Origin of the sequence: Pseudomonas sp. NPDC089401 (assembly GCF_044749485.1) — a bacterium.
Taxonomy (GTDB): Bacteria; Pseudomonadota; Gammaproteobacteria; order Pseudomonadales; family Pseudomonadaceae; genus Aquipseudomonas.
In genome coordinates this window covers 174081-200005 of record NZ_JBIVIA010000008.1, presented here as the reverse complement: position 1 = coordinate 200005, position 25925 = coordinate 174081, and the positions used below count along the sequence as shown (strand labels likewise).

Annotated in this window: 24 protein-coding genes; 8 read left to right on the top strand and 16 right to left on the bottom strand. The window is 63.5% G+C overall.

The window, feature by feature from the left end; all coding sequences use genetic code 11:
* Positions 1-171 precede the first annotated feature (171 nt).
* Complete coding sequence (locus ACIP21_RS19075) at positions 172-2346, top strand: TonB-dependent siderophore receptor (RefSeq protein ID WP_400690659.1); 2175 nt, start codon at positions 172-174, stop codon at positions 2344-2346.
* A 269-nt stretch (positions 2347-2615) separates the two neighbouring features.
* Here the strand turns inward: ACIP21_RS19075 and ACIP21_RS19070 are convergent, their stop codons facing one another.
* From ACIP21_RS19070 to ACIP21_RS19010, 13 genes are all read right to left on the bottom strand, one after another.
* Entirely contained in the window at positions 2616-4517 is a 1902-nt protein-coding gene (locus ACIP21_RS19070; RefSeq protein ID WP_400690656.1) for a caspase family protein, read from the bottom strand.
* Positions 4518-4551: 34 nt separating this feature from the next.
* The gene (locus tag ACIP21_RS19065) at positions 4552-4830 is read right to left on the bottom strand and encodes a hypothetical protein (protein WP_400690653.1); all 279 of its coding nucleotides are present in this window, start codon (positions 4828-4830) and stop codon (positions 4552-4554) included.
* Positions 4827-5699, bottom strand: coding sequence for a radical SAM protein (locus ACIP21_RS19060; RefSeq protein ID WP_400690650.1), 873 nt, complete (start codon positions 5697-5699; stop codon positions 4827-4829). Before ACIP21_RS19060 ends, ACIP21_RS19065 begins: the two co-directional genes overlap by 4 nt.
* Positions 5696-6376, bottom strand: a complete 681-nt coding sequence (locus ACIP21_RS19055; RefSeq protein ID WP_400690647.1) for a hypothetical protein — start codon at positions 6374-6376, stop codon at positions 5696-5698. The genes ACIP21_RS19060 and ACIP21_RS19055 overlap by 4 nt, the downstream gene beginning before the upstream one ends.
* 354 nt (positions 6377-6730) lie before the next feature.
* A complete protein-coding gene (locus ACIP21_RS19050; RefSeq protein ID WP_400690644.1) occupies positions 6731-7432 on the bottom strand; it encodes a helix-turn-helix transcriptional regulator in 702 nt (233 codons plus the stop codon).
* Between the two features lie 176 nt (positions 7433-7608).
* Positions 7609-8136 carry an inorganic diphosphatase gene (gene ppa, locus ACIP21_RS19045; RefSeq protein WP_003255365.1) on the bottom strand — a complete coding sequence of 176 codons (528 nt, stop codon included), beginning with the start codon at positions 8134-8136 and terminating at the stop codon, positions 7609-7611.
* Positions 8137-8240: 104 nt separating this feature from the next.
* Positions 8241-9056 carry a zinc-dependent peptidase gene (locus ACIP21_RS19040; protein ID WP_400690641.1) on the bottom strand — a complete coding sequence of 272 codons (816 nt, stop codon included), beginning with the start codon at positions 9054-9056 and terminating at the stop codon, positions 8241-8243.
* Positions 9057-9062: 6 nt separating this feature from the next.
* Positions 9063-9707, bottom strand: a complete 645-nt coding sequence (locus ACIP21_RS19035) for a DedA family protein (protein ID WP_400690638.1) — start codon at positions 9705-9707, stop codon at positions 9063-9065.
* Positions 9708-9991: 284 nt separating this feature from the next.
* Entirely contained in the window at positions 9992-10450 is a 459-nt protein-coding gene (locus ACIP21_RS19030; protein WP_400690635.1) for a GNAT family N-acetyltransferase, read from the bottom strand.
* Between the two features lie 111 nt (positions 10451-10561).
* The gene (gene eutC / locus ACIP21_RS19025; protein ID WP_400690632.1) at positions 10562-11380 is read right to left on the bottom strand and encodes an ethanolamine ammonia-lyase subunit EutC; all 819 of its coding nucleotides are present in this window, start codon (positions 11378-11380) and stop codon (positions 10562-10564) included.
* Positions 11381-11389: 9 nt separating this feature from the next.
* Entirely contained in the window at positions 11390-12784 is a 1395-nt protein-coding gene (locus ACIP21_RS19020; RefSeq protein WP_400690629.1) for an ethanolamine ammonia-lyase subunit EutB, read from the bottom strand.
* Positions 12785-12830: 46 nt separating this feature from the next.
* Positions 12831-14279: an ethanolamine permease gene (gene eat / locus ACIP21_RS19015; RefSeq protein WP_400690626.1), complete on the bottom strand. Its 1449-nt coding sequence runs from the start codon at positions 14277-14279 to the stop codon at positions 12831-12833.
* 188 nt (positions 14280-14467) lie between these two features.
* Positions 14468-15988, bottom strand: a complete 1521-nt coding sequence (locus ACIP21_RS19010) for an aldehyde dehydrogenase family protein (RefSeq protein ID WP_400690623.1) — start codon at positions 15986-15988, stop codon at positions 14468-14470.
* 255 nt (positions 15989-16243) lie between these two features.
* On the opposite strand from ACIP21_RS19010, the gene ACIP21_RS19005 reads away from it, so the two are divergent.
* The 4 genes from ACIP21_RS19005 to ACIP21_RS18990 all read left to right on the top strand — a co-directional run bounded on the left by ACIP21_RS19005 (position 16244) and on the right by ACIP21_RS18990 (position 20546).
* Positions 16244-18220 (top strand): sigma-54-dependent Fis family transcriptional regulator, encoded by a 1977-nt coding sequence (locus tag ACIP21_RS19005; protein WP_400690620.1) that lies wholly within the window; start codon positions 16244-16246, stop codon positions 18218-18220.
* A 66-nt stretch (positions 18221-18286) separates the two neighbouring features.
* Entirely contained in the window at positions 18287-19636 is a 1350-nt protein-coding gene (mpl, locus tag ACIP21_RS19000) for a UDP-N-acetylmuramate:L-alanyl-gamma-D-glutamyl-meso-diaminopimelate ligase (RefSeq protein WP_400690617.1), read from the top strand.
* Entirely contained in the window at positions 19633-20262 is a 630-nt protein-coding gene (gene ubiX / locus ACIP21_RS18995; protein WP_400690614.1) for a flavin prenyltransferase UbiX, read from the top strand. The genes mpl and ubiX overlap by 4 nt, the downstream gene beginning before the upstream one ends.
* A complete protein-coding gene (locus ACIP21_RS18990; RefSeq protein WP_400690611.1) occupies positions 20259-20546 on the top strand; it encodes a YceK/YidQ family lipoprotein in 288 nt (95 codons plus the stop codon). The genes ubiX and ACIP21_RS18990 overlap by 4 nt, the downstream gene beginning before the upstream one ends.
* 431 nt (positions 20547-20977) lie before the next feature.
* Here the strand turns inward: ACIP21_RS18990 and ACIP21_RS18985 are convergent, their stop codons facing one another.
* The 3 genes from ACIP21_RS18985 to ACIP21_RS18975 all read right to left on the bottom strand — a co-directional run bounded on the left by ACIP21_RS18985 (position 20978) and on the right by ACIP21_RS18975 (position 24033).
* A complete protein-coding gene (locus tag ACIP21_RS18985; protein WP_400690608.1) occupies positions 20978-21622 on the bottom strand; it encodes an oxidoreductase in 645 nt (214 codons plus the stop codon).
* A gap of 27 nt (positions 21623-21649) precedes the next feature.
* Positions 21650-23383 (bottom strand): C13 family peptidase, encoded by a 1734-nt coding sequence (locus tag ACIP21_RS18980; RefSeq protein WP_400690605.1) that lies wholly within the window; start codon positions 23381-23383, stop codon positions 21650-21652.
* 194 nt (positions 23384-23577) lie between these two features.
* Positions 23578-24033, bottom strand: a complete 456-nt coding sequence (locus ACIP21_RS18975; RefSeq protein WP_400690602.1) for a MaoC family dehydratase — start codon at positions 24031-24033, stop codon at positions 23578-23580.
* 143 nt (positions 24034-24176) lie between these two features.
* Between ACIP21_RS18975 and ACIP21_RS18970 the strand changes: the two genes are divergently transcribed.
* From ACIP21_RS18970 to ACIP21_RS18960, 3 genes are read left to right on the top strand one after another with little or no spacing between them, the layout of a single operon-like run.
* Positions 24177-24539: a CidA/LrgA family protein gene (locus ACIP21_RS18970; protein WP_400690599.1), complete on the top strand. Its 363-nt coding sequence runs from the start codon at positions 24177-24179 to the stop codon at positions 24537-24539.
* Positions 24536-25252, top strand: a complete 717-nt coding sequence (locus tag ACIP21_RS18965; RefSeq protein WP_400690596.1) for an LrgB family protein — start codon at positions 24536-24538, stop codon at positions 25250-25252. The genes ACIP21_RS18970 and ACIP21_RS18965 overlap by 4 nt, the downstream gene beginning before the upstream one ends.
* Before the next feature lie 9 nt (positions 25253-25261).
* Positions 25262-25852 (top strand): LON peptidase substrate-binding domain-containing protein, encoded by a 591-nt coding sequence (locus ACIP21_RS18960; RefSeq protein WP_400690593.1) that lies wholly within the window; start codon positions 25262-25264, stop codon positions 25850-25852.
* Positions 25853-25925: the final 73 nt, after the last annotated feature.

The following is a 25925-nucleotide window of genomic DNA, read 5'->3' as shown; positions in this document are numbered from 1 at the left end:
CGTATCAGTTGGCGATCATCCCATTGTGCGCCGGGCAGGGCAATCGTCCCGTGTCGGGAGCATGTGTTAAGAAGGTTAATCCTGCTGCACCCCCGGTTTTGCTCCGGTATGGTTCGCAAAAAGCAACGTATTGCGTTTGCGACTAAATATCATTTGGGCTAGGGGTGTGTGATGGGTGGTTTGAACGCTGTGGGGAGCTCGCGCCGGGTTCGGGGCTGGCTGGTGGTGGGCCTGCTGGCGCCATTTTCGTTGTCGGCGCTGGCCGAAACGGTCGCGACGCAGGCGGCCGGCGATGGCGCGATGGACCTGCCGGCACTGACCATCGAAGGCAACCGCCTGTACGACATGCTGCCCTCGGAGGCCACCGGCGGCTACAGCGTCGACGCTGCCACCGTGGGTACCAAGACTCCGGCCGCGCTCAAGGACATCCCGCAGTCGATCACCGTCTACACCCAGGACTACGTCAAGGACCGCCAGTTCGTGCACCTGGACGACCTGGCCAAGTACACCGCCGGCCTGCGCACCCTGACCAACGACAGCGGCCGCTCGTCGATCTATGCCCGTGGCTACGAGTACAGCGAGTTCAACATCGACGGGCTGCCGGCACCGATGGCCAGCATCTTCGGCACGGTACCGGCGCTGGCGGCCTTCGACCGCGTCGAGATCATGCGTGGCCCGGCCGGCCTGTTCAGCAGCACCAGCGAGCTGGGTGGCATCGTCAACATGGTGCGCAAGCGCCCGACCGCCGAATTCCAGGGCCACATCGAAGGCAGCTACGGCACCTGGGACACCAACCATGAAGAAATCGACCTGAGCGGCCCGCTGGATGACGCCGGCCGCGTGCGCGGGCGCTTCATCGCCTCGCGCGACGACAGCAATGGCGAAGTCGACTACAACGCCAACACCAGCAACAGCTATTACGGCGCGCTGGACATCGACCTGGACGACGACACCCAGCTGTCGTTCGGGCTGATCCACGAGGTGAAGAACATCACCCCGCACAACGGCTACCCGGCCACGCTGAACGGCGAAGTGCCCGACTTCAGCCACTCCAGGTTCCTCGGCGCCGACTGGAACTACTTCGACGGCAAGACCACCGACCTGGTCGCCGAGCTGACCCACCGCTTCGACAATGGCGGCTATGGCCGCATCGCCGCCCGTGGTTCGCACCGCGACACCAACTACCTGTATGCCTTCACCGCGACCAACGCCAGCACCGGCGCCAACTCCGAGCGCGCCACCGCCCGCGACTTCACCCAGGACACCTACTCGCTGGACGCCAGCTACAGCCAGCCGTTCGCAACCTTCGGCCAGGTCAGCGAGTTCGTGGTCGGCACCGACTACAAGAACTACGACACCGAGTACCTGAACGGCACCACCAACCTGGGCAGCATCAACGTCAACAGCTACACGCCGACGCGCTTTGCCAAGCCGTCGCCGAACTACAGCACCGAAACCGGCATGCAAGAGGAAGAATACGGCCTGTACTCCAAGGTCACCTTCCGCCCGGTCGAGCGCCTGGCGCTGATCGCCGGTGGCCGTTTCAGCTGGTACCGCGGTGATTTCTACACCACCACCCTGAGCAGTGGCGCGACGGTGGATGACAGCAAGCAGGTCAATGGCCGCTTCACGCCCTATGGCGGCGTGGTCTACGACCTGACCGACAACCATGCGCTGTACGCCAGCTATTCCCAGGTGTTCAAGCCGCAATCGGACACCGACAGCAACGGTCGCGTGCTCAAGCCGCGCCAGGGCGAACAGTACGAGTTCGGTCTCAAGAGCAGCTACTTTGGCGGTGATCTGAACACCCGCTTCTCGGTGTTCCGCCTGACCGACAAGAACCGCGCCACCACCTTGTACGATGCTGACGGCGTGGCGACCACCGACTCGGTGGCCGCCGGCAAGACCCGGGTCAAGGGCGCGGAAGTGGAAGTCAGCGGCAAGCTGACGCCGAACTGGGAAGTGCTGGCGGGTTACACCTGGATGGAAACCGAGACGGTCAAGGGCGACGCCGAGACCACCTTCTTCATCATGCCGCGCAACCAGGCCTCGCTGTGGAGCAAGTACACCATCAGCCAGGGGCCGCTGAACGGGCTGGCCATTGGCGGCGGGGTATCGGCGATGAGCAACTTCTATTCCGAGAATGGCGGCGTGCGCATCGATGCGCCGGGGTACGCGACCGTGGATGCGATGCTGTCGTACCCGGTGACCTCGAAGCTGACGGCGACCTTGAATGTGAACAACCTGTTCGACCGGGATTACCTGTCGCGGGTGGGGTCGACCTCGACGTTCAACTTCTATGGGCCTTCGCGGAGCATGATGGTCGGGGCGCGGTATGACTTCTGACGTTCAGAAGCGGACTTTGATTGCGGTGCAGATGTCCCGTTGAGCTGTGGATATTGCAGTGAGGCGTGGCTGATGTGCTGCCTGAACTGGCCTCTTCGCGGGTAAACCCGCTCCCACAGGTACTGTGCAGGCTACAGGCCTGTGGTGATCCCTGTGGGAGCGGGTTTACCCGCGAAGAGGCCAGCACAGGTAGCCAATAAGTTTCAGGGCGATTGAGCAGTGCTATGCAGTCGAGTGCAAACTGGAGAAAGGCGCTATGCAAGAGATGATTATTTACCTAAGAACGAGCCTTCATTGAAAAGTACCCGCCTTAGATCTTTCTCTTCAAAATCCTTCAATCCCTGAATGGAGCTGTCCAGCGTGCTAATGACTGTATCGCTGGGAGGGACGTGACGTAATGCGATGGCGGCTTGTATGATAAGGTCTATTTGTCCAGGGTGGCAACATTGGTCAACGTTGAGAAAGTCAGGCCAGTCTAGAGTTTGTATAGTGTCTTGCCATGTATTGAAGTTGTGATGGCTCAATTGCTCCAAATACACTCGGCGAACCCAGGGGTGTGGATCGGTTTTTGCCCATGAAAGGAGCTTCAGGTCGTCGAGGGACTTCGTTGAACCTTCAAAGATCGCCATTCTGTGATAAACGCTTGGAATGATTCTAGGTATTGAAGTCAAAAACTCCTTTCTCTCGTCTTTGTTTAAGCCGAGGCTGGAGTTTATGTCGAAATCAATGGCGTGTCGCCACGACCCGTATAGCTTTGAACGCAGCCATTTTTTGGAGCCGTTCGAGCTTGTAGTGCCGCGTGGAGAGCTAAGTAAAAGTTTGCAGGCTGCTTTTAGGACGGCCGGTCTCAGCGCACTGTCGCGGTCTTTCAATATGGCATATTTCGAGTCTTTGCAGGTGGCTTCGCTTAATGCCAGGGCGTAGGGTAGATGGTCGGGCTCGTATAACTTGTCGTCAATGACTTCATCAGTTGAAGTTGGGATTTTTAGTAATTTGGATAGCTCATGCCGTCCCCAGTTTGAACGCGTGAAGCCCCAGGATGCACGGGGCGTGTTCAAGAGACAATGATTTGGGTTTATATCGTGTAAGTATAGTGCTGCGAGCCATCTTGCATCCATTGGAATGTCGGAGGCGAGGACCGCAGTGTAATGTCGGGTGGCCAATGCAGGATCCAGGATTTTTTTGGACGCATTTAGCCCTACGACCTTATGCATCCATATTTCCGACTCAAGCATTCGCTCGACCAGACTCTCGGCATCCTTCCTCAGGTATTTGATGCTGGAGAGGGCACTCCCCATGGCGCGTCGTACTGACCAGCTCGGTTCGACATCACCCTCATCCAGCATTCGTTCGAGCAACGACAGTGTCAGCGTTTCCGCTTCATCGCTCAATGCAAACCAAAGCGATTCGCGCTCGGCTTGACGCCCCGTCAGGATACGTTGATAGGTAGTCTTGGCGAATTTTTTAAACTCATTGGTTTTAACCTGAGGGTGTGCGATGGTCCAGTCGATTTGCTCATCTGAGTTTATGTGCTGAATTGTAGTCTTGCCTTGGTAGATGTCAGCGACTTCTCTGATGAGTAGGCTTACTGTTACGGGGCTGTTTTCATTGACCAGAGTGCCCAATGCTTGACTCAAAGCGTGGGCGAAGGGGCTGCCCTCTGAGTGGTCTTCAGCAAGTTCGTAAGAGGTGGTCGGAGTTAATATCTGGATGTTGCTTGGTACGGTTGGGGAATGGTTTGTGAACACTGTTGCAGCTGCCATTCCGGAGTGGCAACAGTCCAGCAGAAGCAAGGTTCTAGGACGCTTTGCCAGTCGATGGATATCGAGAAGCTTGTTTATCGAGCACTTCCCTTGAAATGCGGGCTCGTCAACCAGAAGGAGATCCAGTTGATTCAGGTCTGCTTCAGCATGGCCGCTGTAATACAGTACCAGCATGTCAGATTTCCGGCATGCTGCTGCCATCGCAGACTCGATGGCGGAAAGAAACTGCATACCGGTGGGGTTGAGGCAAACAACACTGCGAGCTTCAGAAAAGCTCTGGCCTGCAGCAAGGCGCACGGCCTCGTAGACGAGGAATGGATCTTTGCTGGGGCCAGCCAGTTTTTTCTCTGGGGAGCGGTAGTCTGAAACCCCAAATCCAATGAATATAATATGTTTTGGGGGGTTCACAAATGCTCCTTGCTAAGCAGTGTTTTGCCTTGACTTATTCGTCGTTTTTCTCTTCGATCGTAATGTCGGGGGCCTGGTTACGTGCTTTTGCATTTTCCAGCGTTGCTTTGATGATGGCTTTAATACCATCGTAGACGGCGTTGGTAATGACACCAATTATGATCCCAGTGACCAACTCACCTTTTGTATTGTCGGCATATTTCTTTTCTTCTTCAACATCGGCCAAGCCGCGTTGGCTGATGCCCTGTGCTATTTCTTTTAGCAGCGCGCTATTTTGAGGGGATAGCGATTCGGATCGCACAACAATCTTCATTTCTTCTCCAAAGGCGCACTCGCGCCAGACGTCAAGATCACGTTCTTGATGTTTTCCATGTCATGAGTCGCCAGATCGACCCCAACCCCGTCAACGGCGGTATGGGAGTGTTTCTGCAGCAACCCGGAGGGGTGAAGCACCCAGTAATCGGCATAAAGGCTAGGCCGTCGTACTGTCACTTCAATATCAGAATCTACCATCCCTCTGGCCTGCTCGACCACCTCCTCGAACCGCTCATCGCTCAGTTCGTAGTTTCCATAGGTGTCTTTCTGGTTGGCCGGATGGGGCTGGATCAAGCACCATTCGCGCACGCCGGAATGCGCCACCCAGTTGCCCAGTTGACGGAAGCTTGCCTCGAACTCCAGTGAGCCGGTCGCGACCGTATTGATGCGCAGTTTCTTCCGGCGAGTAGCGGGGTCCAGCCTGCGCACGATGTCGTTGACGCTGTTCCAGGCATTACAGTTGCCCCTGAGCCGGTCGTGAGCATCCGCATAGGCGTCCAGGCTGACGATCAGCCGGGTGAGGTGCTTGGCCAACGAGGGCAGGGCGTCGAAGTTTTCCTTGCGGCCGACGCCGCTGGTGGTCAGGGTGCAGTAGATGCCGTGCGCACGGATCTTCTTCAGTAACGCGCGCAGGTGGGGGTAGATCAGTGGCTCGCCGCCGCCAACATCGATCTTCTGTACGCCCAGTTTCTGCAAGACGGCCAGGGCGCCGTCGATGGCTTGTGGCTGCATGGTCTGCTCGGTTTTTGGCGCGAAGCAGTAGGGGCAGCGCAGCGGGCACACATCCGTGATGTGCCACATGACATGGGGCAGAACGCAAGGCGGGCCATCGGCCCGAAATGCGTTGCGATCCGGGTCGTAGATCAAAGCATGGATCGCTTGGCCAGCAACTGGCACACGGTGTCGAGGATCACGGCTTTTTCCTTCAGCTGCCCCGGTTCGATTTCGCACGGCACCAGCGCCACGTCATCGCGGCTTTCGCACAGCGAACGGTAAAGTTTCCACGAGCGCACCTGCAGGTCCTGGTCGCCCTCGTACACATCCAGCTCGCTGTCGGTATAGGCGCGGGTGCCTTTCTTCTGCATGTTGGCCGCGGTGGACTTGGGCGATACGTCGAAGACGAAGAACAAATCTGGCTTGGGTACGCGCAGTTCCTCGAACTCCAGGCGAGCGACCCAGTCCAGCATCACCTGTGGCTCGGTAGCACGCAGCGACTGGTAGACCATGCTCGACAGGGTCGAGCGGTTGAGCAGCACGTAGTCGCTGGCATCCCAGTTTGCGCTGTTGCGGTCGTAATCGCTGCGGCGGTCGAGTGCGTACCAGAGCGCCATGGACTTCGGGTCCAGGGTGCTGGCCGAGCGCTGCTTGTCCTGGCCGGACAGCAGTTGGCCGATCTCCTTGCCGAAGAATTCCTCGTAACGCGGGTAGTCGGCGATCCAGACGGTTTTGCCCAGCCCGCGCAAATGCTCGGCGAGGAGTTTGCACTGGGTTTCCTTGCCACTGCCGTCGATGCCTTCGAAGGCGATGATGATGGGTTTGCTCATTTTTTCAGCCCTGCTGCGTAGCCGCACAGTTTAAAGCGCCGGGCAGGGGGCAGCCACCGCTTTGTCTTCGAGGCGGTTGCAAGGGAGGTGCGGAACGGCTGCAAGGCAGGCATTAAAAAGCCGGCTTGTGGCCGGCTTCTCGGGGACGCTTCCGGCTAATTTATGGTAAGCCGCAACCGCCTTAACTGTGTGGCCAGCAAGGGCCTGAAAGAGATGGCAGACGGTCGTGTGGAGCGTCGCCGAGCCCTCTGCAACGCGGCTTGCGCCGGTAGGGGCTGAATGTGCCGCGTAGCATACAAGGGCTGGCCCCGGATGCCCAGCAAAAATTGGCACACTTTGTGTCGGAAGCCTGTATCAACTGGGGCGGCGCTGGCGGAAATGCGACCAGTGGAATACCCAGCCGAGGATTTCCAGCCCCTGTGTCAGGCATTGGGCGGGGGTGTAGCGCTCCACTGCGTAGTTGCCGTTGTTGTGGCTGTGCAGGCACAAGGTGCGGTTGTGGCCATGGCTCAGGCTGTGTACCCGCAGGTGCCCGTTGTGGCGCAGGGCGTAGGTTTCGCCATCGAACACCTCGGTCTGGCTCAGGTCTACGGCCAGGGCGGCGTCGCGGGGAATCCATGGGGCCATGTTGCTGTGGGGCATGACCACGCAGATGGCGCTTTCTTCGGGCACGCTGAGCGTGCGCAGCGCTTCGGCCGGCAACGTCAGGTGGTGATTGTCGACCGTCACCAACTCGCCCTCGTGCAGCACCTGGTAAGGCAGTTGCAGCATCGAGCCCTGGGGGGGCGACAGCGAGGTCGGTGAAAGCTCCGGCAGCGGTTGCGGCGGCGCCATGCGCAGGATCGGGTGGGTGTACTTGGGGCCTTCGCCACTGCGCAACCAGCGTCGATGAACGCAGAACAGGTCGGCCAGCGCGTCGAGGCGGGCGAGCGGAACGCCGCGCTTGAACCAGTTGTTGACGTGTTGCGACGAAACGCGGCGCTGGGCGGCGAAATCGGCAGGGGTCAGGCCACATTCATCGAGCAGAGCCTTGAGGCGGTCACCGGATGTCTTCATGGCGCCGAGTGTAGCGGCCGGGTGCCGGCTGGGGTATGAACCGGATGTTGATGCGGGCTGTGGGAAAGTGGGTTGGTTGTAGGATTGCGGAGTAGGGGGTTGTAGGATTTTTTACCACTTTCAGGCCGACGCCCATAAAAAAGCCCCGCCGAAGCGGGGCTTTGTGCAAAGCGGTATCAGCCCTTGTAGGCAGCGACCGATTTGGTGATCGCGGCGCGGGCGGCGTCGGCGCCTTCCCAGCCTTCGATCTTGACCCACTTGCCCTTCTCGAGATCCTTGTAGTTCGCGAAGAAGTGCTCGATCTGCTGGATCAGCAGGGCTGGCAGGTCGGTGTATTCCTTCACGTCGACGTACAACTGGCTCAGCTTGTCGTGAGGAACGGCGATGACCTTGGCGTCGCCGCCGCCGTCGTCGGTCATGTTCAGCACGCCGACCGGACGGGCGCGAATCACCGAACCTGGGGCGACCGGGTAAGGGGTCACGACCAGCACGTCCAGCGGATCACCGTCGTCGGCCAGGGTGTTCGGGATGAAGCCGTAGTTGGCCGGGTAGAACATCGGGGTGGCCATGAAACGGTCGACGAACAGGGTGTCGCTGTCCTTGTCGATTTCGTACTTGATCGGCGCGTGGTTGGCCGGGATCTCGATGGCGACGTAGATGTCGTTCGGCAGGTCTTTGCCAGCCGGAATCTTGCTGTAGCTCATTGGGCAGTGCCCCCGTGTCTGTTCAAAAAGTGGCGGCGATTATAGGCATATTCCGCCTGGCCATGCCACGCCTGGCCTGATGTGCGGGCATAGGTGGGCCCGCATCAGGCATGGCTTTCGCGGTAGTCGGGGTGTTCGGCCTGCAGGTGCGCGAGGCGTGCCAGCGGGTCCTGGCGGTAGAACAGCGACAGCTGCCGGTAGACCTGTGGATAGGCCTGCTGCAGCAGGTCGGGGGCGCTGAAGAAATATTCGCTGGTGACGGCGAAGAACTCCGCCGGGTTTTCCGCGGCGTAAGGGTCGATGGCGGTTTCGGCGTCGGGGTCGGCGTCGAGCTGGCGGTTGAGGTCGTCATAGGCCTGCTGCATGGCCGTGGCCCACTCTTCCACGCGCATGCCCGGGTGCAGGGGCGGCAGGCCGTTGGCGTCGCCGTTGAGCATGTCGAGCTTGTGCGCCAGTTCGTGGATCACCAGGTTGTAGGCTTCCCAGCCACCGCTGGCCAGCACTCCGGCCCAGGCCAGGATCACCGGCCCCTGCTGCCAGGCCTCGCCGCTGTGCTCGGCGTCCCACACGTGCTCCACGCCGCTGGCGTCGCGGTGGCGCTGCGGGCTCTTGAAGTCGTCGGGGTAGAGGATGATCTCGTGGAAACCCTGGTACCAGTTGAGCTCGCCCAGATGCAGCAAGGGCAGCTGGGCCTGGGCGGCGAGGAACAGGCGCTGCTCGTCGTCCAGTTCGACCCCGGGCAGGGTGGTCAGGTGCTTGCCGAGCAGGAACAGGATGCTGGCTTCACGCAGCCAGCGGTCTTCCTCGGCGCTGATGCCGTCGAGCATCGGCAGGCGCTCGCGCACCGCCTGCCACTGTTGCGGGTCGACCGGGTAACGCGCCAGGGTGCGCTTGCGCCGCCAGGCGCTGAACGACCACATGTGCTGTCAGTGGGCGGTGCTGCGGCTGAAGCGGGTGCGCAGCAAGCCAAGGATCATCGGCACCAGCGACAGCACGATGATCGCCACCACCATCAGCGACAGGTGCTGCTTGATGAACGGCACGTTGCCGAAGAAGTAGCCCAGCGTCACCAGGCCGCCGACCCAGAGCAACGTGCCTGCCACGCTGAAGCCCAGGAAACGCGGGTAGTGCATGCGCGCGATGCCGGCGACGAACGGCGCGAAGGTGCGCAGGATCGGCAGGAAGCGCGCCATGGTCACGGTCTTGCCGCCATGGCGTTCGTAGAAGTCGTGGGTGCGCTGCAGGTAGTCGCGGCGGAAGATCTTCGAATTCGGGTTGCTGAACAGCTTTTCGCCCGTCGTGCGGCCGATGATGTAGTTGGTGCTGTCGCCGAGGATGGCGGCGACCATCAGCAGGCCGGCCAGCAGGACCGGGTCCATGCCGCCACCGGCCGCCACGGCGCCGGCGATGAACAGCAGCGAGTCACCCGGCAGGAACGGCATCACCACCAGGCCGGTTTCGCAGAAAATCACCGCAAACAGGATGGCGTAGATCCAGGGGCCGTAATTGGTGACCAGCAGGTCGAGGTAGGCATCGAGATGCAGAATGAGGTCCAGCGGGTTGAATTCCATGTACAGCACCTGTGTTCTTGACCCGCGACTACGGGCACGCGATGACGGGCTATGCCCTGTGGATCGGCATCATTTCCTGACGGGTGGGTAAATTTTCACACGCGACAAGTGGGCATTATACGGCGAAGTGGAAAAGCTGCCCGGGGAGTTTGTAGCGGGGGGTTACTGCGTCGGCCTGCCCTGGCCTCTTCGCGGGTAAACCCGCTCCCACAGGTACTGCGCAAGGCTCGAAGGCTGCGCAGTCCCTGTGGGAGCGGGTTTACCCGCGAAGAGGCCGGTGCAGGTCAATCCTGGCTGATCGGCAGGATGTAGTTCTCGAACTCGGTGTCCTTGCGAAACCCGATCGACTCGTAGGTCTTGCGCGCCACCTCGTTGTTGGCGCTGGTGGATACCCGCATGCGTACCGCGTTGGTTTCCTTGGCCATCTTCTTGGCCTCGCGCATCAGGTGGTCGGCCACCAGCATGCGCCGTGAGTCTTCGGCGACGAAGATGTCGTTGAGGATCCACACCCGCTTGAGCGACAGCGACGAATAGCTCGGGTAGAGCTGGCAGAAGCCGAGCAACTTGCTGTCATCGTCGACCGGCAGAGCCAGGTAGATGACCGATTCACTGCGCATGAGGCGCTTCTGCAGGAATTTGCGCGAGCTGTCCGGATAGGGAAGCTCACCATAGAACTCGCGATAGCGGACGAACAGCGGGGTGAGCAGGTCGAGGTGTTCCAGGGTTGCCTTGATGATGCGCATGTGCGGCCCTCAGAGTCCATTTGGGGAAACAGCGGATTGCCAGCAGTCGTACAGTGGGAATGCTGCCCCAATGCTGGCCTTCTGCGCAATCCGCCTTCCGTGACAGGTTGTTTACCCTTCGCCGAGCAGGAAGTTGCCGCGCGGGGAGACAGATTGGTCGCTGTCGATACTGTGGACCTCGGCTTCGTCCTTCAGATTCACCCCCGACAACTGCCGACGGCAGGCTTCGCGCATCAGGTATAGCAGGCGATGGGCGGCCATGCCGTAACTCAGGCCTTCCAGGCGGATGTTGGAGATGCAGTTGCGGTAGGCGTCGGTCAGGCCGACCTTGGGCGCGTAGGTGAAGTACAGGCCCAGGCTGTCGGGCGAGCTCAGGCCTGGGCGCTCGCCGATCAGCATCACGGTCATCCGCGCGCCGAGCAGTTCGCCCACTTCATCGGCCACTGCCACCCGGCCTTGCTCCACCAGCACCACCGGGGCGCTGCGCCAGCCGTCGGCACTGGCCTGCTCGTCGAAGCGCGCCAGGAACGGCAGGGTATGCCGGTGCACGGCCAGCGCCGACAGGCCGTCGGCGACCACGATGGCCAGGTCGACGCCGCCAGGGTTGGCCAGGGCGTGCTGGCGCAGGGCCTCGGCCGAGTCGTCGGCCAGGCGCCGGCCGAGGTCTGGGCGTTGCAGGTACTGATGGCGGTCGCTGGCGGCGCTGTGCAGCACCAGGCTGTCGCGGCCGCGTGCCTTGAGCTGCTCGCCCAGCGCGGCGTGGTCGAAGGCCAGGTGCACGGCGTCGCGGGCCTGGGCATGGGCGAACTGGAAGTCCAGCTGCGCGGTGGTGGGCAGGCTGGTGCCGCAGCGGCCCAGGGCGATGCGCGCCGGGGTCAGGCCGCGCAGGGCCTGCCAGGGGCTTTGCGGGGTCGGGGTAGGGTCTGCCATGGTCACCTCCTATGCCAGTTGCGCCAGGGCCTGGCGGAATGCCGGCGGCAGGTTGTCGCCGAAGCGCACGCGGCCATCGGCCTGGGTGAAGATGCCGGTGCGCTGCAGCCAGGCCTCGAATTCCGGCCCCGGCTTGAGGCCCAGGGTCTGGCGCGCGTAGAGCGCGTCGTGGAACGAAGTGGTCTGGTAGTTGAGCATGATGTCGTCGGAACCGGGGATACCCATGATGAAGTTGATCCCGGCCACGCCGAGCAGGGTCAGCAGGGTGTCCATGTCGTCCTGGTCGGCTTCGGCGTGGTTGGTGTAGCAGATGTCGCAGCCCATCGGCACGCCGAGCAGCTTGCCGCAGAAGTGGTCCTCGAGGCCGGCGCGGATGATCTGCTTGCCGTTGTACAGGTATTCCGGGCCGATGAAGCCGACCACGGTGTTGACCAGAAACGGCTTGAAGTGGCGGGCCACGGCGTAGGCGCGGGTTTCGCAGGTCTGCTGGTCGACGCCGTGGTGGGCGTTGGCCGACAGGGCGCTGCCCTGGCCGGTCTCGAAGTACATCAGGTTCTGCCCGAGGCTGCCGCGCCGGAGCGACAGGCCGGCGTCATAGCCTTCCTGCAGGACGTTGAGGTTGATGCCGAAGCCGGCGTTGGCCGCCTCGGTGCCGGCGATCGACTGGAACACCAGGTCCAGCGGCACGCCGCGGTTGATGGCTTCGATCGAGGTGGTGACGTGGGTCAGCACGCAGGCCTGGGTGGGGATCTCGTAGCGCTGGATGATGGCATCCAGCATCTCCAGCAAAGCACAGATCGAGGCGATGCTGTCGGTGGCCGGGTTGATGCCGATCATGGCGTCGCCGTTGCCGTACAGCAGGCCGTCGAGGATGCTCGCGGCGATGCCGGCCGGTTCATCCGTCGGGTGGTTGGGCTGCAGCCGGGTCGACAGGCGCCCGCGCAGGCCCATGGTGCCGCGGAACTGGGTGACCACACGGATCTTCTGCGCCACCAGCACCAAGTCCTGCACGCGCATGATCTTCGACACGGCGGCGGCCATTTCCGGGGTCAGGCCGGGGGCCAGGGCGCGCAGGCTGGCTTCGTTGGCCTCGTCGCCGAGCAGCCAGTCGCGCAGGCCGCCGACGGTCAGGTGGCTGACCGGGGCGAAGGCCTGGGCGTCGTGGCTGTCGACGATCAGCCGGGTGATCTCGTCCTGTTCGTAGGGGATCAGCGCTTCATTGAGAAAATGCGTCAGCGGGATATTGGCCAGGGCCATCTGCGCGGCCACCCGTTCGCCGTCGTTGCTGGCGGCCACGCCGGCCAGGAAGTCGCCGGAGCGCGCCGGGCTGGCCTTGGCCATCACGTCCTTGAGGCTGTCGAAGCGGTAGACCAATTGGCCGACCGTGTGTACGAAACTTGCCATACAGAATCTCCAGAGCCGCGGGCTGGCCCGCGGCGGGTGGCTTTGATCAGTGCAGGGCCTCTTCGGCCTTCTGGATCGCGGCGAATTCCTCTTCCGGTGTGCCTGCCACCAGGTGGTGACGGCTGTAGAACGCAAAGTAGGCGATCAGCACGGCATAGATCACCGCTGCGCCGATCACCACCCGTGGGTCGACCAGGAAGCCCGCGACCACGGCAATGCAGGCCAGCACCAGGGCCAGGCCGGAAGTGAAGATGCCGCCCGGGGTGCGGTAGGGGCGTTCCATCTTCGGCCGGCGGATGCGCAGGGTGATATGTGCGGCCATCATCAGCACATAGGATAGTGTGGCACCGAATACCGCCACCAGGATCAGCAGGTCGCCCTGGCCGGTCAGCGACAGGGCGAAGCCGATGATCCCGGGAATCACCAGGGCCAGCACCGGGGCCTTGCTCTTGTTGGTTTCAGACAGTTTGCGCGGCAGGTAGCCGGCGCGGGAAAGGGCGAAGATCTGCCGCGAATAGGCGTAGATGATCGAGAAAAAGCTGGCGATCAGCCCGGCCAGGCCGACCAGGTTGACGAAGCTGCCCATCCAGGTGGAGCCGCCGTAGGCCTTGGCCAGCGCCTCGACCAACGGGTTGCCGGAAGCCTTCAGCGCTTCGGAACCGGCACCGCCGGGGCCGACCACCAGGATCAGCAGGGCGAACGCCACCAGCACCAGCATCGCGCCGATCAGGCCACGTGGCAGGTCGCGCTTGGGGTTCTTGGTTTCCTCGGCGGCCAGGGGCACGCCTTCGACCGCAAGGAAGAACCAGATCGCGTAGGGGATCGCCGCCCACACGCCGACGTAGCCGAACGGCAGGAAGCTGCTGGCGCCGGCGGCGTCGGTCTGGGCGATGTCGAACAGGTTGGCTGCATCAAAATGGGGCACCATGGCCACCAGGAACACCGCCAGGGCGATGGCGGCGATGGCGGTGATGATGAACATCAGCTTCAGCGCTTCACCGACGCCGAAGATGTGGATGCCGATGAACACCACGTAGAAGGCCAGGTAGATCATCCAGCCGCCGATGCCGAACAGCGACTGGCAGTAGGCGCCGATGAAGGTGGCGATGGCGGCCGGGGCGATGGCGTATTCGATGAGGATCGCGGTGCCGGTGAGAAAGCCGCCCCACGGGCCGAAGGCGCTGCGGGCAAAGCCATAGCCGCCGCCGGCGGTGGGGATCATCGACGAAAGTTCGGCCAGCGAGAAGCACATGCACAGGTACATGGTGGCCATCAGCAGGGTGGCGAGGAACATGCCGCCCCAGCCGCCCTGGGCCAGGCCGAAGTTCCAGCCGGCGTAGTCGCCGGAGATCACGTAGGCCACGCCCAGGCCCACCAGCAGCACCCAGCCGGCGGCGCCCTTTTTCAGTTCACGTTGCTGGAAATAGTCCGAACCGACCTTTTCGAAGTCGACGGAAGACCCTGCCGGCGTGCCGGAGGAATGATCGCTTGGCATGGTTTCACCTGTTCTTTTTCTGGGTGGCCGGAGGGGTTCCGGGCCGCTGGTGATGGGTACTGCAGGAAGCGAGCCAGAGCGGTTGGGGCTCTGGGTTTTGTGGAAGCAGGTCCGGCCTCTTCGCGGGTAAACCCGCTCCTACAGGGTCCCTGTGGGAGCGGGCTTGCCCGCGAAGCAGGCGACGCGGTTTAGAAGAAGCCCAGCGGATTGATGTCGTAGCTCACCAGCAGGTTCTTGGTCTGCTGGTAATGGTCGAGCATCATCTTGTGGGTCTCACGGCCAACCCCGGACTTCTTGTAGCCGCCGAACGCGGCATGCGCCGGGTACAGGTGGTAGCAGTTGGTCCACACGCGGCCGGCCTTGATGCCGCGGCCCATGCGGTAGGCGCGGTTGATGTCGCGGGTCCACACCCCGGCGCCGAGGCCGAACTCGGTGTCGTTGGCGATGGCCAGGGCTTCGGCTTCGTCCTTGAAGGTGGTGACGCTGACCACCGGGCCGAAGATTTCTTCCTGGAACACGCGCATGCGGTTGTTGCCCTTGAGCAGGGTCGGCTGGATGTAGTACCCGGTGGCCAGCGAGCCCTCGAGTTTTTCCACCTTGCCGCCGGTCAGCAGTTCGGCGCCTTCCTTCTGGGCGATGTCGAGGTAGGAGAGGATCTTCTCGAACTGCTGCTGCGAGGCCTGGGCGCCGACCATGGTGTCGGTGTCCAGCGGGTCGCCGCGCTTGATCTGCAGCACCTTCTTCAACACCACCTGCATGAACTGCTCGTAGATCGACTCCTGCACCAGGGCGCGCGACGGGCAGGTGCACACCTCGCCCTGGTTGAAGAAGGCCAGCACCATGCCCTCGGCGGCCTTGTCGATGAAGCTCGGCTCGGCCTGCATGATGTCTTCGAAGTACACGTTCGGCGACTTGCCGCCCAGTTCGACGGTGGACGGGATGATGTTCTCGGCGGCGCATTTCATGATGTGCGAACCGACCGGGGTGGAGCCGGTGAAGGCGATCTTGGCGATGCGCTTGCTGGTGGCCAGCGCTTCACCGGCTTCGCGGCCATAGCCCTGGACCACGTTGAGCACGCCTTTGGGCAGCAGGTCGCCGATCAGTTCGACCAGCACGCTGATGCCCAGCGGGGTCTGCTCGGCCGGTTTGAGCACCACGCAGTTGCCGGCGGCCAGGGCCGGGGCGAGTTTCCACGCGGCCATCAGGATCGGGAAGTTCCACGGGATGATCTGCCCGACCACGCCCAGCGGTTCGTGAATGTGGTAGGCCACGGTGTTTTCGTTGATTTCGGCGGCGCCGCCTTCCTGGGCGCGGATGCAGCCGGCGAAGTAGCGGAAGTGGTCGACCGCCAGCGGGATGTCGGCGTTGAGGGTTTCGCGGATCGGCTTGCCGTTGTCCCAGGTTTCGGTGATCGCCAGGATTTCCAGGTTCTGTTCGATGCGGTCGGCGATCTTCAGCAGGACGTTGGAGCGGTCCTGCACGCTGGTGCGGCCCCAGGCATCGGCTGCGGCGTGGGCGGCATCCAGGGCCTTGTCGATGTCTTCGGCCGTGGAGCGGGGGAATTCGGCGATGGGCTGGCCATTCACCGGAGACGTGTTGGTGAAGTATTCACCCTTTACCGGAGGAACGAACTCACCACCGATGAAGTTGCCGTAGCGGCTCTTGAAGGAAACCTTCGCGCCCTCGGTACCGGGATGTGCGTAACGCATGGTGTGTCTCCTGGCTGTTATGTTTGTTGAGGAGTTGGAAAGCGTAGAGCAAAGGTTGGGCCAGCGTGGTGCATGCCAATGGAATCAATGACTTGGATCAGTGCGGGGTGGTGATCGAGCGCGCCCTGTGCCACGCCTGGCACGGCCTGGGTGACACTTTGTACCGTTTGCGAGACGGTGCGGGCAGGCACATTGCAAAGCCTGTGCGGGTGGAGGATGCTGGCGGGACGCTCTATCTGCGGAGAACAACAACAAATGCAGAGCAATCCCTTCAGCCGCCATGCCCAGCAGGTGCACACCGTTGCCCGGGGGCAGGCCGACAGCGACCCGTCCATCGCCCGTTCCTGGCTGCGTTGCCTGGACGACTACCACCTCGACCCGGCGCTGAGCGAAGCGCCCGTGGTGCTCGAACATGGCCGCCTGCTGGAAAGCCGCGAGCGCCTGCGCCAGGTGCTGAAGATCGCCGACCACGAGATGAACAGCCTGCACCAGCAACTGTCCGGCGCCGGCCATGCGGTGCTGCTCACCGACGCCCGTGGGGTGATCCTCAACTGTGTCACCGCGGCCAGCGAGCGGCGCAGCTTCGAGCGCGCCGGGCTGTGGCTGGGCGCGGACTGGAGCGAGGCCCGCGAGGGCACCAACGGCATCGGCACCTGCCTGGTCGAGCGCCAGGCCCTGACCATTCATCAGGACGAACACTTTCGTGGCCGCCACACCGGGCTGACCTGTTCGGCGAGCCCGGTGTTCGACCCCCACGGCGAGCTGCTGGCGGTGCTCGACGTGTCCTCGGCGCGGCCTGACGTATCGCGGCAGAGCCAGTTTCACACCATGGCCCTGGTCAACCTCTCGGCGAAGATGATCGAGAGCTGTTATTTCCTGCGCCACTTCGAGCAGCAATGGTTGCTGCGCTTCCACCTGCAGGCCGAGTCGGTCGGCCTGTTCAGCGAAGGTTTGCTGGCATTCGACGGCGATGGCCGGATCTGCGCCGCCAACCAGAGCGCGTTGAACCTGCTGGGCAGCATCCGTGGCGGCGTGTTGGGCAAGCCGCTGGAGATGTTCTTCGCCTGCAGCCATGACCAACTGTTCAGCCGCGCCACGCCTGGCGGCAGCACCGCCTGGCCGCTGCATACCCGCGATGGCCGCCAGGTGTTCGCCAGCCTGCGCGGGCAGGCCAGGGCACCCGCATGGTCGGTGCCGGCCAGCCTGCCCGAGGCCCGGCCGGCGGCGCAGCCGGGCATCTGCCTGCTGGACCCGGCGTTGCAGCAGGATTTCCACCGGGCCGTGCGGGTGTTCGAGCGCGATGTGCCGCTGTTGCTGCGCGGCGAGACCGGCTGTGGCAAGGAGGCCTTCGCCCAGGCCGTGCACCAGGCCAGCCGGCGCGGCGGCAAACCCTTCGTGGCGGTAAACTGCGCGTCGATCCCCGAAAGCCTGATCGAGAGCGAACTGTTCGGCTATCGCGGCGGCAGTTTCACCGGTGCGCGCAAGGAGGGCATGCGCGGCAAGCTGGTGCAGGCCGATGGTGGCACCTTGCTGCTGGATGAGATCGGCGACATGCCGCTGGCCTTGCAGACCCGCCTGCTGCGGGTGCTGGAAGAGCGCCAGGTGGTGCCGATCGGCGGCGAGCCGCAGGCGGTGGACGTGCGTATCGTCAGCGCCACCCACCGGGATTTGCTGGAGCGGGTGGAGCAGGGGAGTTTCCGCGAAGACCTCTATTACCGGCTCAACGGGCTTGAGGTGGCGCTGCCGGCGGTGCGTGAGCGCAGTGACAAGGAACAGCTGCTGGACTTTCTGCTACGACAGGAGGCGCAGGGCCAACTCATTCGCTTGGCCGCCGAGGCGCGCCAGGCGCTGCTGGCGTTTGCCTGGCCGGGCAACGTGCGGCAGATGCGCAATGTGCTGCGGACCTTGGTGGCGCTGTGCGAAGGTTCGCAAATCGAGCTTTCGGATCTCCCCACCATTGTCCGCAGTGGCGCGCGCTCTGTAGGAGCGGCCTTGTGTCGCGAAAGGGGCGCGCAGCGGCCCCAGGATCTTCGCGTTGACGTCGATATTGCCGGGGCTGCTGCGCAGCCCTTTCGCGACACAAGGCCGCTCCTGCAAGCCGAGGGGCTGGCATTACGGGAAATCCTGGAGGCAAAACACTGGCACCTTACCCGGGTCGCCGAGCACCTGGGCATCAGCCGCAATACCTTGTATCGAAAACTGCGCAAACACGGCATCGCCAGGGGCGCCTGAGCAAAACACCGGGTGCGATTTCCCGCGCCCTGGGCTACCCTGCCTCGACGTTTTGCGAGGTCGACCATGCACATTCATATTCTCGGTATTTGCGGCACTTTCATGGGGTCGCTGGCGGTGCTGGCCAAAGAGCTCGGCCACCGCGTCACGGGCTCGGACGCCAATGTCTATCCGCCCATGAGCACCCAGCTCGAAGCCCAGGGCATCGAGCTGACCCAGGGCTACGACCCGGCCCAACTGGACCCGGCACCCGACCTGGTGGTGATCGGCAACGCCATGTCGCGGGGCAACCCGGCGGTGGAATACGTGCTGAACCAGGGCATGCCCTACGTGTCCGGCCCACAGTGGCTGGCGGACCACGTGCTGCAGGGCCGCTGGGTACTGGCCGTGGCCGGGACCCACGGCAAGACCACCACCAGCAGCATGCTGGCCTGGGTGCTGGAGCATGCCGGCATGAGCCCGGGCTTCCTGATCGGCGGCGTGCCGCAGAACTTCTCGGTGTCGGCGCGCCTGGGCGGCACGCCGTTCTTCGTGGTCGAGGCGGACGAGTACGACAGCGCCTTCTTCGACAAGCGTTCGAAGTTCGTGCACTACCACCCGCGCACCGCGATCCTCAACAACCTCGAGTTCGATCACGCGGACATCTTCCCTGATCTGGCGTCCATCGAGCGGCAGTTCCACCACCTGGTGCGGACCATTCCCAGCGAAGGCCTGGTCATTCACCCAACCGCCGAGCAGGCGCTGGCGCGGGTGATCGGCATGGGCTGCTGGACCCCGGTGCAGACCACCGGTGACGGTGGCCAGTGGCAGGCGCGCCTGCTCAGCGCCGACGGCTCGCGCTTCGAAGTGCTGTTCGAGGGAGAGGTGCAGGGCGTGGTGGACTGGGCGCTGACCGGTCAGCACAACGTCGCCAACGCCTTGGCCACCCTGGCCGCTGCCCGCCATGTGGGCGTGGTGCCGGCCATGGGTATCGAAGGCCTGAGCGCGTTCAAGAGCGTCAAGCGCCGCATGGAAAAGGTCGCCGAGGTACAGGGCGTGACCATCTATGACGATTTCGCCCACCACCCGACCGCCATCGCCACCACCCTCGATGGCCTGCGCAAGCGCGTCGGCGAGGCCCCGGTGATCGCCATCATCGAGCCGCGTTCCAATTCCATGAAGCTCGGCGCCCACCGTGACGGGCTGCCAGAAAGCGTCAACGATGCCGACCAGGTGATCTGGTACGCCCCGGCCAACCTCGGCTGGGACCTGGCTGCCACGGCGGCCCAGTGCAAGGTGCCGAGCGTGGTCGCCGACAGCCTCGAAGCGATCATCGAGCGGGTCAAGGGCCAGGCGCGCGAGGGCACCCATGTGGTGATCATGAGCAACGGCGGCTTTGGCGGCCTGCATGGCAAGCTGGCCGAGGCGCTGAAGTGAGCGGCCCGGAACGTATCACCCTGGCCATGACCGGCGCCTCGGGGGCACAGTACGGCCTGCGCCTGCTCGACTGCCTGGTGCGCGAGGACCGCGAGGTGCACTTCCTCATCTCCAAGGCCGCGCAACTGGTGATGAGCACCGAAACCGACGTGATGCTGCCGGCCAAGCCCCAGGCGATGCAGGCGTTCCTGACCGAATACACCGGGGCCGCCGATGGGCAGATCCGTGTGTACGGCAAGGAAGACTGGATGTCGCCGGTAGCCTCCGGCTCCGGCGCGCCGGCGGCGATGGTGGTGGTGCCGTGCTCCACCGGGACGCTGTCGGCGATCGCCACGGGCGCCTGCAACAACCTGATCGAGCGTGCCGCAGACGTCACCCTGAAGGAGCGCCGCCAGTTGATCCTGGTGCCGCGCGAGGCGCCGTTCTCGACCATCCACCTGGAGAACATGCTCAAGCTGTCGCAGATGGGCGCGGTGATCCTGCCGGCGGCGCCGGGGTTCTACCACCAGCCGCAGACCATCGACGACCTGGTCGATTTCGTCGTGGCGCGGGTGTTGAACCTGCTGAACATCCCGCAGGACATGTTGCCGCGCTGGGGTGAGCATCATTACGGGGCGGATGATTGAAGCGTGTGCTGGCTGGTGTGCTGGCCGCCAGCGTGCTGTGTGGTTGTGCCACGGTGCGCACGCTGGATGCTGGCAAACCAGGGGCGCCGCTGGTATACGCCGGGACTCGGCTGGACATGTACGTGATCAATGGTGGGTGTTGCCCCAAGGATCGCTTCGGGGCCGAGGCGCCGGCGTATCCGGGGCTGGACCTGCCGGGCAGCATGTTGCTGGATACCTTGCTGTTGCCGCTGTCATTGCTGACGGCGGCCGGGGTAGGGTTCAACGCCCGCGGCGGCCTGTGAGGGCCCTTTCGCGGGTAAACCCGCTCCCACAGGAATGCCACTGGGCTCAAGGGCTGTGACACCCCTGTGGGAGCACAGGAATGCCACTGGGCTCAAGGGCTGTGACACCCCTGTGGGAGCATAGGAATGCCACTGGGCTCAAGGGCTGTGACACCCCTGTGGGAGCACAGGAATGCCACTGGGCTCAAGGGCTGTGACACCCTTGTGGGAGCACAGGAATGCCACTGGGCTCAAGGGCTGTGACACCCCTGTGGGAGCACAGGAATGCCACTGGGTTCAAGGGCTGTGACACCCCTGTGGGAGCACAGGAATGCCACTGGGCTCAAGGGCTGTGACACCCCTGTGGGAGCACAGGAATGCCACTGGGCTCAAGGGCTGTGATACCCCTGTGGGAGCGGGTTCACCCGCGAAAGGGCCCTTGCAGGTGAAAGCTATTTCTTGCCCAGCTTGCGCAACTCATCGGACTCGATCACCCGAACCCCATCCTCTTCCTCCAGCGCCAGCCGCCACAGGGCCCGCGCCAGGGTGCACACCTCGATCCCGCGATACTTGCCTGGCAGCAACTTCGAAAACGGCGCAGCCACTGTCTCGCCCAGCCGTGGCTCGATCCGCTCACCCAGCAGCAGCGACGGCCGCACGATGGTCAGTTGCGGCCAGTCCTGGGCCTTGAGCGCCTCTTCCATCTCGCCCTTGACCCGGTTGTAGAAGACCGACGACTTGGGGTCGGCGCCGATCGCACTGACCACCAACAGGTGCCGCGCGCCCATTTCCCGCGCGCGCTTGCTGAAGGCGACCACCATGTCCAGGTCGACAGCGCGGAAGGCCTGTTCAGAGCCGGCCTGCTTGAGCGTGGTGCCCAGGCAGCAATAGGCGATATCCACCCGCCCGGCCAGTTGCGGCAGAAACACCGCAGGGTCGCCCACCGGGTTTTCCAGATGCGGGTGCTCGGCCAGCGGCCGCCGGGTCGGTGCCAGCACCCGGCTGATGGTCGGTTCGCTGAGCAGGCGGTCGAGCAGATGCTCGCCGGTCAGGCCGGTGGCTCCGGCAAGCAGGACATGCTGAGGCGTCAAGTACATGATGTCTCTCCCTTGTTACACACAAGCTTAGTGGGTGGCAGGGGTTTTTTCCTGCTCTGCCGCCTGGGCTTGTGCTGCATTGCGCAAGGCTTCTTCGGCTTGTTGCCGGCGCAGGCGCTGCCAATGTGCCAGTACCGTGGGCGGTGCCCAGATCTGCGGCTCGGAGGCCTCGAAACCTTCCCGTCGTTCTCGTTCGGCAACGCTGGCGCGTGCCAGTTCAAACGCCTGTTTCAGGTCGTCGGTCTGGTTCAGCGCCTCGGCGAACAGGGCATCGCCGAAGTAGGTGAAATCGGCTTCTTCCGAACACCCGAACGACACCCGATCGGCGCGTGCGGCAGTCATGACCACGGTCCGCTCATCCTTGAGCAGCGGTATGTAGCCCCCTGAATAGCAGGCGGAGATGACAATGATCTTGTCACGCTCCTTGAGCGGGGCAAGGGCGCTGGCCAGTTCGTCGGCGGACAGGTCGGTCAGTTGCAGGCGCGGCTGGTCGAGCACCAGTTGGTGATCTTCGCTGCCGTGGCTGGTCAGGTAGATGAACACCAGGTCTTCCGGGCCGCTGCGTTCGGCCAGGGTGCGGGCGGCGCGGGCCAGGTTCTCGCGGGTGGCCATGGGGCGGCTGGACATCTGGTCGCGGTGGTTGACCAGGGTCACCTGGCCGCGGGCACCGAAGCGTACCTTGAGCATGTTGCTGACATAGTCGGCTTCGCGCAGGAACACGCTCTGCTGGCCATCACCGCCCAGCACCAGGCTGTACAGCTGGATAGGCGCGGCCGAGCGCGGTACCCGGGCCAGGGCTTCGTCGAGCAGGCGGCCCTGGTTGAGCAGGGCCAGGTCCAGCGGGTCGGGCAGCAGGGTGCCCTTCTGGTCGCGCACGCGCACGCCGTTGACCCAGAACCCGCTTTCCGTCTTGCCGCTGGCCAGGGTCAGCTTGCCGTGGCCCTGGTAGGCGTCGTTGGCGAAACCGCCGCTGTACTTGCTGCCATCGGGCAGTTGCAGGTTGCCCTGGCCGGACAGGCGCCAGTCGACGAAGCTGCCCTTGTAGTGGCTGCCGTCGCTGCCGAGCAATTCGCCTTCGCCGACCAGCGAGCCGTCCTTGAAGTCGCCGATCCACACGTCGCCATCGGCGTTTTCGTAGCGGCCGCGGCCTTCCAGGCGGTTGTCCTTGAATTCACCGATGTACTGCTCGCCGTCGACGCTGTCGTAGGTGCCGCTGCCTTGCAGCTGGCCGTCGACGAAGCGGCCACTGAACTGGTTGCCGCTGGCATCGCTGCGCACCCCGGCGCCGTTGGGCTTGCCCTTGGCGAACAAGCCCTGGTAGCGGCTGCCATCGGCCATTTCCAGCTCTCCGGCGCCGTCGTACTGGTCGTCCTTGAACTGGCCGCGGTAGGTCTGGTCGGCCTGCTTGAGGGTGCCTTCGCCGTCGCGGCGGCCATGGCTGAAGGTGCCGGCGTAGTGGCTGCCCGGCGTGGTCAGGTCGCCCAGGCCGTGGAACAGGCCCTTGTCGAACTGGCCGCGATAGACCTCGCCGTTGCTGCCGTGCCACTCGCCCTGGCCGTGCCACTGGCCGTCCTTGAAGGCACCGGCGTACCAGCTGCCATTGGGGTAGTCGATGCGTCCTTCGCCCTGCAGCAGGCCATCGACCACCTGGCCTCGGTAGCGGCCACCGTCGGGCAGGCGCGCATCCGGCGGCGACAGCGACTCGCCGTCGCCACAGGCAGCGAGCAGCAGGGACAGGGCGAGGGGGAGCAGTGGACGCATGGCGGAATCCGGGCACAAAGGTCTGCCGAGTATGCCGCAGAATACGGGGCGCAGGTATCTGTGGCCCGACGGAAATCGGTGTTGGATCCTTCGCGGCGGTTCGATGCCTCGACAAGCCCGCTCCACAGGTACAGCGCTGCCTTCGAAGGCGGTGAGACTCCTGTGGGAGCGGGTTTACCCGCGAACAGGCCCGGTCAGACGAAGCAGAGCGAGAGCGGTTCGGCGATGTAGGCCGGCTTCTCTTCGCCTTCGATCTCCAGGGTCACGGTGGCCTTTAGCAACCACTGCCCAGGCTTCTTCTCGGTCACCTCACCCAGGTCCACCTTCAGCCGCACCTTGCTGTCGACCTTGACCGGCTGGATGAAGCGCACACTGTCCAGCCCGTAGTTCACCACCATCTTCAGCCCCTCGGGCAGCACCAGGATGTCCTCCATCAGCTTGGGGATCAGCGACAGGGTCAGAAACCCATGGGCAATGGTGGAGCCGAAAGGGGTCTTTGCCGCTTTGACCGGGTCCACATGGATGAACTGGAAATCACCGGTGGCTTCGGCGAACAGGTTGATGCGCTGCTGGTCGATCTTCAGCCAGTCGGACCGTCCCAGTTCCTTTCCAACGTACTGCGCTAGTTCGTTTACCGGTACATAGGGCATGGCGACTCTCCAGGTTGTCATTTGGTACGAAGGTGCAAGATCACCACGGCTAACCGTTTCAGTCAAGTTGCCCGCCATTCGGCGAATATCGGCTGATAGGCCGCGCGTGCTTATAATGGCCGGCATGCCCGAAGGAGATCCTTATGCTGTTGCGTGGTTTGACCTGGCTGGTCTTGTTCCAGCTGCTGGGGACGGCGATCAATCACCTGTGCGTGCCGATACTGCCGGGGCCGATCATCGGCCTGTTGCTGCTGCTGTGCTTTCTCATGGCCCGGGGTGAAGTCGGCAAGCCGCTGAACGAGGCCGCCGGCAGCCTGTTGCGCTACCTGCCGCTGCTGCTGGTGCCGCCGGCGGTGGGGGTGATGGTCTATGCCAAGGACATCGCTGCGGACTTCTGGGCCATCGCCGGGGCCTTGCTGATCTCCTGCCTGCTGACCCTGGTGTTCGTCGGTGTGCTGATGCAGAAGCTCATGCAGCGCCAGGGCAAGCGCGAGGAGCAGCCATGACCCTCGACTGGCAAGGCGCGCTCGACGCGGTCATCCACCACCCGCTGTTCGGTATCGGCATCACCCTGGCGGCCTACCAGATCGTGCTGGCGGCCTACGAGAAAACCCGCTGGATCTTCCTCCAGCCGGTGTTGGTGTCGATGCTGCTGGTGATTGGCGTGCTGCTCATCTGTGGCATCGATTACGCCGAGTACCGCAAGAGCACCGAGATCATGAACATTCTCCTCGGTCCGGCCACGGTGGCCTTGGCCGTGCCGCTCTACCTCAACCTGCGGCGCATTCGCCAGCTGTTCTGGCCGACCTTTACTACGCTGGTAATCGGAGGCCTGTTCGCCACTATCTGCTGCCTGCTGCTGGGCGCGTGGTTCGGTGCCGAGCACATGATCCTGATGACCATGGCGCCGAAGTCGGTGACCTCGCCGATCGCCATGCTGGTGGCCGAGCAGATTGGCGGCGTGGCAGCCCTGGCTGCGGTGTTCGTGCTGATCACCGGGGTGATCGGGGCGATCTTCGGCCCGGCCTTGCTGACGTGGCTGGGGGTGCACAGCCCGGAGGCCCGGGGCATGTCGCTGGGCGTGACCGCGCATGCCGTGGGCACCTCGGTGGCTTTGCAGGAAGGTGACGAGTGCGGCGCGTTCGCCGCGTTGGCGATGAGCCTGATGGGGGTGGCCACGGCGGTGTTCCTGCCGTTGGCGGTCAGCCTGGTGGCTTGAGGAATTGTGATGACGCTACCGCTGTTTCCCCTCAATACCGTGTTGTTTCCCGGCTGCCTGCTGGATCTGCAGATCTTCGAGGCGCGCTACCTGGACATGATCGGCCGCTGCATGAAGCAAGGCAGCGGCTTCGGCGTGGTGTGCATCGTCGAAGGCGAGCAGGTCGGCAAGGCGCCACCGGTGGTGGCGTCGATCGGCTGCGAGGCGTTGATCCGCGATTTCGTGCAGCAGGACAACGGCCTGCTGGGCATCCGCGTGGAAGGCGTGCGGCGTTTCGAATTGAGCCAGACCGAGGTGCAGAAGGACCAGTTGCTGCTGGGTGAGGTGCAGTGGCTGGCGGAGCAGGCTGACAGCCCGCTGACCGAACACGACGATGACCTGCTGGCGCTGCTGGTGGCGCTGGGCGAGCACCCGATGGTCGAGGCGCTGGACATGCCTCGGGATGTCAATGGCCGCCAGGCCCTGGCCAACCAGCTGGCGTACCTGTTGCCGTTCATGGAAGAGGACAAGCTCGACTTGCTGGCGATCGACTCGCCGGCCCAGCGGCTGGCGGAGATCCAGAAGCTGCTGGAGCGGATTCAGGGTGAGCTGTTTGCCTGATTGATCCCGGTTGTCGGTGCCGGCCTCTTCGCGGGTAAACCCGCTCCCACAGGGGGAGCACAGGCCTGGAAAG

Excerpts from the sequence above, each read along its gene's own strand:
- ACIP21_RS18985 (WP_400690608.1), bottom strand. The coding sequence starts at position 21,622 with ATGTACTTGACGCCTCAGCATGTCCTGCTTGCCGGAGCCACCGGCCTG.
- ACIP21_RS19035 (WP_400690638.1), bottom strand. The coding sequence starts at position 9,707 with ATGGAATTCAACCCGCTGGACCTCATTCTGCATCTCGATGCCTACCTC.
- ACIP21_RS19010 (WP_400690623.1), bottom strand. The coding sequence starts at position 15,988 with ATGCGTTACGCACATCCCGGTACCGAGGGCGCGAAGGTTTCCTTCAAG.
- ACIP21_RS19055 (WP_400690647.1), bottom strand. The coding sequence starts at position 6,376 with ATGAGCAAACCCATCATCATCGCCTTCGAAGGCATCGACGGCAGTGGC.
- ACIP21_RS19020 (WP_400690629.1), bottom strand. The coding sequence starts at position 12,784 with ATGGCAAGTTTCGTACACACGGTCGGCCAATTGGTCTACCGCTTCGAC.
- ACIP21_RS19050 (WP_400690644.1), bottom strand. The coding sequence starts at position 7,432 with ATGAAGACATCCGGTGACCGCCTCAAGGCTCTGCTCGATGAATGTGGC.
- ACIP21_RS18980 (WP_400690605.1), bottom strand. The coding sequence starts at position 23,383 with ATGCGTCCACTGCTCCCCCTCGCCCTGTCCCTGCTGCTCGCTGCCTGT.
- ACIP21_RS18970 (WP_400690599.1), top strand. The coding sequence starts at position 24,177 with ATGCTGTTGCGTGGTTTGACCTGGCTGGTCTTGTTCCAGCTGCTGGGG.
- ACIP21_RS18960 (WP_400690593.1), top strand. The coding sequence starts at position 25,262 with ATGACGCTACCGCTGTTTCCCCTCAATACCGTGTTGTTTCCCGGCTGC.
- ACIP21_RS18975 (WP_400690602.1), bottom strand. The coding sequence starts at position 24,033 with ATGCCCTATGTACCGGTAAACGAACTAGCGCAGTACGTTGGAAAGGAA.
- mpl (WP_400690617.1), top strand. The coding sequence starts at position 18,287 with ATGCACATTCATATTCTCGGTATTTGCGGCACTTTCATGGGGTCGCTG.
- ACIP21_RS19065 (WP_400690653.1), bottom strand. The coding sequence starts at position 4,830 with ATGAAGATTGTTGTGCGATCCGAATCGCTATCCCCTCAAAATAGCGCG.
- ACIP21_RS19040 (WP_400690641.1), bottom strand. The coding sequence starts at position 9,056 with ATGTGGTCGTTCAGCGCCTGGCGGCGCAAGCGCACCCTGGCGCGTTAC.
- ACIP21_RS19075 (WP_400690659.1), top strand. The coding sequence starts at position 172 with ATGGGTGGTTTGAACGCTGTGGGGAGCTCGCGCCGGGTTCGGGGCTGG.
- ACIP21_RS19030 (WP_400690635.1), bottom strand. The coding sequence starts at position 10,450 with ATGCGCATCATCAAGGCAACCCTGGAACACCTCGACCTGCTCACCCCG.
- ACIP21_RS19005 (WP_400690620.1), top strand. The coding sequence starts at position 16,244 with ATGCAGAGCAATCCCTTCAGCCGCCATGCCCAGCAGGTGCACACCGTT.
- ppa (WP_003255365.1), bottom strand. The coding sequence starts at position 8,136 with ATGAGCTACAGCAAGATTCCGGCTGGCAAAGACCTGCCGAACGACATC.
- eat (WP_400690626.1), bottom strand. The coding sequence starts at position 14,279 with ATGCCAAGCGATCATTCCTCCGGCACGCCGGCAGGGTCTTCCGTCGAC.
- ACIP21_RS18965 (WP_400690596.1), top strand. The coding sequence starts at position 24,536 with ATGACCCTCGACTGGCAAGGCGCGCTCGACGCGGTCATCCACCACCCG.
- eutC (WP_400690632.1), bottom strand. The coding sequence starts at position 11,380 with ATGGCAGACCCTACCCCGACCCCGCAAAGCCCCTGGCAGGCCCTGCGC.